Genomic DNA, 5,513 nt, shown 5'->3' with positions numbered 1-5,513 from the left:
CCCGGCCCGGAGGAGAGCGCCGAGGACCTCTACGACTCCGCCCCCTGCGGGTTCCTGTCCACGGCCATGGACGGCACCGTCGCCAAGGTCAACGCGACGCTGCTGGACTGGCTCGGCCTGGAGCGGCACGAGGTGGTGGACCGGATGCGCTTCGCCGACCTGCTCACCGTCGGCGGCAGGCTCTACCACGAGACCCACTTCGCGCCCCTGCTGGGAATGCGGGGCGAGATCAGCGGGATCGCGCTGGAGATGCGGACGGCCACGGGCGGACGTCTGCCGGTGCTCGTCTCCGCCGCGGTCAAACGGGACGCGGACGGCGAACCGGTACTGATCCGCATCACCGTCTTCGACGCGTCCGACCGGCGCGCCTACGAGGAGGAACTGCTGCGCCGCAGGACGGCCGCCGACGAGGCCCGCGACCTGGCCGAGGCGGCGCGACGGGAGGCGGAGGCGGCGCGACGGGAGGCGGAGGCGGCGCGACGGGAGGCGGAGGCGGCACGACGGGAGGCGGAGGCGGCACGCTCCCGCTCCGAGGCCGACCGGGCCCGGCTGACCGACGCCCTCGCCGTGCTCCAGCAGGCCCTGCTGCCCGCCGAGCTGCCCGCCGTCCCGGGCCTGGAGGTCGCCTCGTACTACTACACGGCCTCGCCCGACCGGCTCGGCGGCGACTTCTACGACCTGTTCGCCCTCGACGCCGGGCGCTGGGCCTTCTTCCTCGGCGACGTGAGCGGCAAGGGGCCCGGGGCCGCCGCCGTCACGTCCCTCACCCGCTACACCCTGCGGGCGACCGTCTTCCACGACTCCGACCCGGTCAGCGCCCTGACCACCCTCAACGCCGTCCTGTACGACCGCTACGGCGCCGGGACGGACCCGCGCCACTGCACCGCCGTCGTCGGTGTCGTCGAACCGGACGCCGTCCGGGGCCGCACCGCGGTCCACCTCGCCTCCGGCGGCCACCCGTCGGCGCTCCTGCTGCGGGCGGGCGTACCGGTCGGCGGCCCGGGGCGGGCCGACTACCTCGCCACCCCCGGCGGCATGCTGATCGGCGCGCTGCCCGACGCCTCCTTCACCTCCGCCACGGCCGTCCTCGGACCCGGCGACACCCTGCTGCTCTACACCGACGGCCTGACCGAGGCCCGCACGGACCCCGGCCGCACCACCCTCTACGGCGAAGAACGGCTGCGGGACTTCGCCGCCCGGCAGGCGTCGACGGCACCCGGCGACGTGATCGCCGCCGTGGCCGCACTGCTGGAGAAACTCGGCGACGGCGTCGACGACGACACCGCCCTCCTCGCCCTGGGCGTTCCTAGCCGACCCGCGTGAGCCGCTCGTACTGCTGCGCCAGCCCGTCCAGCAGCGCCGCCAGCCCGGTCTCGAAGGCCCGCTCGTCGATCTTCTCCTGCTGCTCGGCCAGGAGGTGGGCCTTGCCGAGGTGGGGGTAGTCGGCGGGGTCGTAGGCACTGGCGTCGTCCGGGAAGCCCCGGGCGAAGGAGCCGAGCGCGGAGCCCATGACGAAGTACCGCATCAGCGCGCCGATGGACGTGGCCTGCGCCGGCGGCCAGCCCGCCGCGACCATCGCGCCGTAGACGGCGTCCGCGAGGCGCAGCGCGGCCGGGCGGCGGCCGGGCCCGTGGGCCAGCACCGGGACGATGTTGGGGTGGTCGCGCAGGGCCGCCCGGTAGGAGACGGCCCAGTCGTGCAGCGCGGTCCGCCAGTCCCGGCCGTCCTCGAACATCGACAGGTCGACCTGCGCGCTGACCGAGTCGGCCACGGCCTCCAGGATCTCGTCCTTGGTGCGGAAGTGGTTGTAGAGCGAGGGCCCGCTGACCCCCAGTTCCGCCGCGAGCCGGCGCGTGGAGACGGCCGCGAGGCCCTCCGCGTCCACCAGCGCGCGGGCCGTCTCGACGATCCGGTCGGTGCTGAGCAGGGGCTTGCGCGGTCGGGCCATGGCGCACATAGTAGGGCTGCGACCTTAAACTAGCAGTGCTAATTTAAATGTCCGGCTTTCAAGAGACGTCTGTCCGGATCCGTCTTCTGTGGGGTGACCCGTCATGAACCTGGAGCTCAGCGAGGAGCAGGCAGCCGTACGGCAGCTCGCCCGGGACTTCGTGGAGCGCGAGATCGCCCCCCACGTCGTCGCCTGGGACCGTGCCGAGGAGGTGGACCGGTCCCTCGTCAAGAAGCTCGGCGAGGTCGGCTTCCTCGGGCTCACCGTCGACGAGGAGTACGGCGGCTCCGGCGGCGACCACCTCGCGTACTGCCTGGTGACGGAGGAGCTGGGCCGCGGCGACTCCTCCGTGCGCGGCATCGTGTCCGTCTCCCTCGGCCTGGTCGCCAAGACCATCGCCGCCTGGGGGAACGAGGAGCAGAAGCGCCGCTGGCTGCCGGGACTGACCTCCGGGGAGTACGTCGGCTGCTTCGGCCTGACCGAGCCCGGCACGGGGTCGGACGCCGGGAACCTCTCCACGCGCGCGGTCCGCGACGGCGACGACTACGTCGTCAACGGCACCAAGATGTTCATCACCAACGGCACCTGGGCCGACGTGGTCCTGCTCTTCGCCCGCTCCACCGACGCCCCCGGCCACAAGGGCGTCTCCGCCTTCCTCGTGCCCACCGACACCCCCGGCCTGACCCGCCGCACCGTCCACGGCAAGCTCGGCCTGCGCGGGCAGGCCACCGCCGAGCTGGTCCTGGAGGACGTCCGCGTCCCCGCCTCCGCGATGCTGGCCCCCGAGGGCAAGGGTTTCTCGGTCGCCATGTCGGCGCTCGCCAAGGGGCGGATGTCGGTCGCGGCCGGCTGCGTCGGCATCGCCCAGGCCGCCCTGGACGCCGCCGTGCGGTACGCCGGCGAGCGCGAGCAGTTCGGGAAGACCATCGCCCACCACCAGCTGGTCCAGGAGCTGATCAGCGACATCGCCCTGGACGTGGACGCGGCCCGGCTGCTGACCTGGCGCGTCGCCGACCTGATCGACCGCGGGCAACCCTTCACCGTCGAGTCCTCCAAGGCCAAGCTGTTCGCCTCGGAGGCCGCCGTCCGCGCCGCCAACAACGCCCTCCAGGTCTTCGGCGGCTACGGCTACATCGACGAGTACCCGGCCGGCAAGCTGCTGCGCGACGCCCGCGTGATGACCCTCTACGAGGGCACCAGCCAGATCCAGAAGCTGGTCATCGGGCGTGCGCTGACGGGCGTCTCGGCCTTCTGAGTACCCGAACTGAGTATGTCGGCGGATGTGGCCCCGGCCACGTCCGCCGACGCTTGTCCCCATGAGTGACACACCGGTCAAGCAGCAGAGCACCGCCGCCTTCTACGGGCAGGCCGTCGCGTCGTTCGCGGTCGCCATGGCCGCCACCGCCATCGGCATCTACAACCTCCAGGCCGACGCGTGGGTGCGCGCCTTCCTCGCCATCGCCGTCCTGTACCTCGTCACGTCCGCCTTCACACTGGCCAAGATCATCCGGGACCGGCAGGAGGCCGGGCAGATCGTCAGCCGCGTCGACCAGGCCCGGCTGGAGAAGCTCCTCGCCGAACACGACCCCTTCGAGAAGCTGGGATGACCTGCGGCCGGGCGCCCCTAAGCGGCCGCTCAGCTTCGGCGGTATGGTGGAGCTCCTGTCACCGAGAGGGGCGAACGAGCGATGAGTACGGCGGCCGAGACGGCGGGCGGCGACATCGAGCCGTGGGAAGAGGTCACGCCTGACGCGGCCCGGCGACTGCTGGTCGCCGCCGTGGAGGCCTTCGCCGAGCGCGGGTACCACGCGACCACGACCCGCGACATCGCCGGGCGGGCCGGCATGAGCCCGGCCGCGCTCTACATCCACTACAAGACCAAGGAAGAGCTGCTCCACCGCATCAGCCGGATCGGCCACGAGCGGGCGCTCGCCATCCTGCGCACGGCGGCCGAGGGCGAGGGCGGTGCCACGGAGCGGCTCGCCGACGCCGTCAGCTCCTTCGTGCGGTGGCACGCCGGGCGGCGTACCACCGCACGCGTCGTGCAGTACGAACTGGACGCGCTCGGTCCGGACGCCCGCGCCGAGATCGTCGCGCTGCGCCGCCAGGTCGACGCGCAGGTGCGGCGCATCATCGAGGAGGGCGTGACCTCGGGCGAGTTCGAGGTGGCGGACGTGCAGGGCACGACGCTCGCCGTGCTCTCCCTCTGCATCGACGTCGCCCGCTGGTTCAACGTGAACGGCCCCCGCACGCCCGACGAGGTCGGCGCGCTCTACGCCGACCTCGTGCTGCGGATGGTGCGGGCCAAGGAGCCCGGCGCCGCTCCGGGGCGGTAGCGGCTCACGGGCGGCGGCTCACAGGTAGTAGCGCGAGACGGACTCGGCGACGCACACCGGCTTGTCGCCGCCCTCGCGCTCCACGGTGAAGGCGACGGAGACCTGGATCCCTCCCGCGACGTCCTCGACGCCGGTGATCGACGCCGTGGCGCGCAGGCGCGAGCCGACCGGGACGGGGGAGGGGAAGCGGACCTTGTTGGTGCCGTAGTTGACGCCCATCTTCACCCCCTCGACCCTGATCAGCTGCGGTCCGAAGAGCGGGAGCAGCGACAGGGTCAGGTACCCGTGCGCGATGGTGGTGCCGAACGGACCCGCGGCGGCCTTCTCCGGGTCCACGTGGATCCACTGGTGGTCGCCGGTCGCCTCCGCGAACAGGTCGATCCGCTTCTGGTCGACCTCCAGCCAGTCGGTGTACCCCAGCTGCTCGCCCACCGCCGCCTTCACGTCGTCGGCGGATGTGAAGATCCTCGGCTCTGCCATGTCCCGGCCTCCCGCGTCGAAGTTTTCTAAGCAACTGCTTAGCATGGTGGCCGCCGCAGCCCATGTCAACGGACCGGGCGGGTGGCGGGGTCGGTAGGGTTCGAGGAGTGCCTCAGATTCCCGAGAAGATCCACGAGCTCACGGTCGGCCAGCTCGCCGCGCGCAGCGGCGCCGCCGTCTCCGCCCTGCACTTCTACGAGTCCAAGGGCCTGATCAGCAGTCGCCGCACCCCCGGCAACCAGCGCCGCTTCAGCCGCGACACCCTGCGCCGGGTCGCCTTCGTGCGGGCCGCGCAGCGCGTCGGCATCCCGCTCGCCACGATCCGCGAGGCGCTCGCCGAGCTGCCGGAGGGACGCACGCCCACCGCGGACGACTGGGCGCGGCTCTCCGAGGCCTGGCGCTCCGAACTGGACGAGCGGATCAAGCAGCTGAACCGGCTGCGGGACCACCTCACCGACTGCATCGGCTGCGGCTGCCTGTCCCTGGACACCTGCGTCCTGTCCAACCCCGACGACGTCTTCGGCGAAAGCCGCGCGGGCTCCCGCCTGTTGGTGGAACGGCGGGCCGGGGCGGCCCCGGCCGGCAGGCGCGCGCCGGCCTCTCCCGACGCCGCGTGCTGCGACTGAAGACCCCGGGGCGCGGGTCCGGCCGTCGCCCGGCCGGACCCGCGCCCCCCCCCGTGAGGCCCCGCGCCGTTCCCCCGGGGTGCGGGGTGCCGGGGCGCGGGGCACGGGGTGTCACTGCCGGCA

General features: G+C 72.9%; 7 protein-coding genes. 5 read left to right on the top strand and 2 right to left on the bottom strand.

Features of this window, described 5'->3' with window-relative positions:
* On the top strand, window positions 1-1,323 hold a 1,323-nt coding region (locus tag JHAT_RS33120), incomplete at its 5' end, for a PP2C family protein-serine/threonine phosphatase (protein ID WP_077801982.1).
* Here JHAT_RS33120 and JHAT_RS33115 read toward each other — a convergent pair.
* On the bottom strand, window positions 1,307-1,957 hold the full coding sequence (locus JHAT_RS33115) for a TetR/AcrR family transcriptional regulator (protein WP_171991182.1): 651 nt from the start codon (window positions 1,955-1,957) through the stop codon (window positions 1,307-1,309). The two genes, JHAT_RS33120 and JHAT_RS33115, sit on opposite strands and share 17 nt — an antisense overlap.
* Before the next feature lie 94 nt (window positions 1,958-2,051).
* Between JHAT_RS33115 and JHAT_RS33110 the strand changes: the two genes are divergently transcribed.
* The 3 genes from JHAT_RS33110 (at window position 2,052) to JHAT_RS33100 (ending at window position 4,284) form a co-directional block, all read left to right on the top strand.
* On the top strand, window positions 2,052-3,203 hold the full coding sequence (locus tag JHAT_RS33110; protein WP_077801980.1) for an acyl-CoA dehydrogenase family protein: 1,152 nt from the start codon (window positions 2,052-2,054) through the stop codon (window positions 3,201-3,203).
* A gap of 61 nt (window positions 3,204-3,264) precedes the next feature.
* Window positions 3,265-3,555 carry a YiaA/YiaB family inner membrane protein gene (locus tag JHAT_RS33105; RefSeq protein ID WP_077801979.1) on the top strand — a complete coding sequence of 97 codons (291 nt, stop codon included), beginning with the start codon at window positions 3,265-3,267 and terminating at the stop codon, window positions 3,553-3,555.
* 81 nt (window positions 3,556-3,636) lie between these two features.
* Window positions 3,637-4,284, top strand: coding sequence for a TetR/AcrR family transcriptional regulator (locus JHAT_RS33100; RefSeq protein ID WP_077801978.1), 648 nt, complete (start codon window positions 3,637-3,639; stop codon window positions 4,282-4,284).
* Window positions 4,285-4,302: 18 nt separating this feature from the next.
* Here the strand turns inward: JHAT_RS33100 and JHAT_RS33095 are convergent, their stop codons facing one another.
* On the bottom strand, window positions 4,303-4,764 hold the full coding sequence (locus JHAT_RS33095) for a MaoC family dehydratase (protein WP_077801977.1): 462 nt from the start codon (window positions 4,762-4,764) through the stop codon (window positions 4,303-4,305).
* A 107-nt stretch (window positions 4,765-4,871) separates the two neighbouring features.
* Between JHAT_RS33095 and soxR the strand changes: the two genes are divergently transcribed.
* Window positions 4,872-5,390: a redox-sensitive transcriptional activator SoxR gene (gene soxR, locus JHAT_RS33090; RefSeq protein WP_077801976.1), complete on the top strand. Its 519-nt coding sequence runs from the start codon at window positions 4,872-4,874 to the stop codon at window positions 5,388-5,390.
* Window positions 5,391-5,513 lie beyond the last annotated feature (123 nt).

The organism is Streptomyces sp. JHA26, assembly GCF_002005565.1.
In the GTDB taxonomy this organism is placed as follows: domain Bacteria; phylum Actinomycetota; class Actinomycetes; order Streptomycetales; family Streptomycetaceae; genus Streptomyces.
The sequence above is the reverse complement of the archived record's forward strand: the minus strand, read 5'-3'. Positions and strand labels throughout refer to the sequence as shown.

What these genes read in the sequence shown, in the direction of transcription:
- JHAT_RS33115 (WP_171991182.1), bottom strand. Translation starts at nt 1,957, where the DNA reads ATGTGCGCCATGGCCCGACCGCGCAAGCCCCTGCTCAGCACCGACCGG.
- JHAT_RS33110 (WP_077801980.1), top strand. Translation starts at nt 2,052, where the DNA reads ATGAACCTGGAGCTCAGCGAGGAGCAGGCAGCCGTACGGCAGCTCGCC.
- JHAT_RS33105 (WP_077801979.1), top strand. Translation starts at nt 3,265, where the DNA reads ATGAGTGACACACCGGTCAAGCAGCAGAGCACCGCCGCCTTCTACGGG.
- JHAT_RS33100 (WP_077801978.1), top strand. Translation starts at nt 3,637, where the DNA reads ATGAGTACGGCGGCCGAGACGGCGGGCGGCGACATCGAGCCGTGGGAA.
- JHAT_RS33095 (WP_077801977.1), bottom strand. Translation starts at nt 4,764, where the DNA reads ATGGCAGAGCCGAGGATCTTCACATCCGCCGACGACGTGAAGGCGGCG.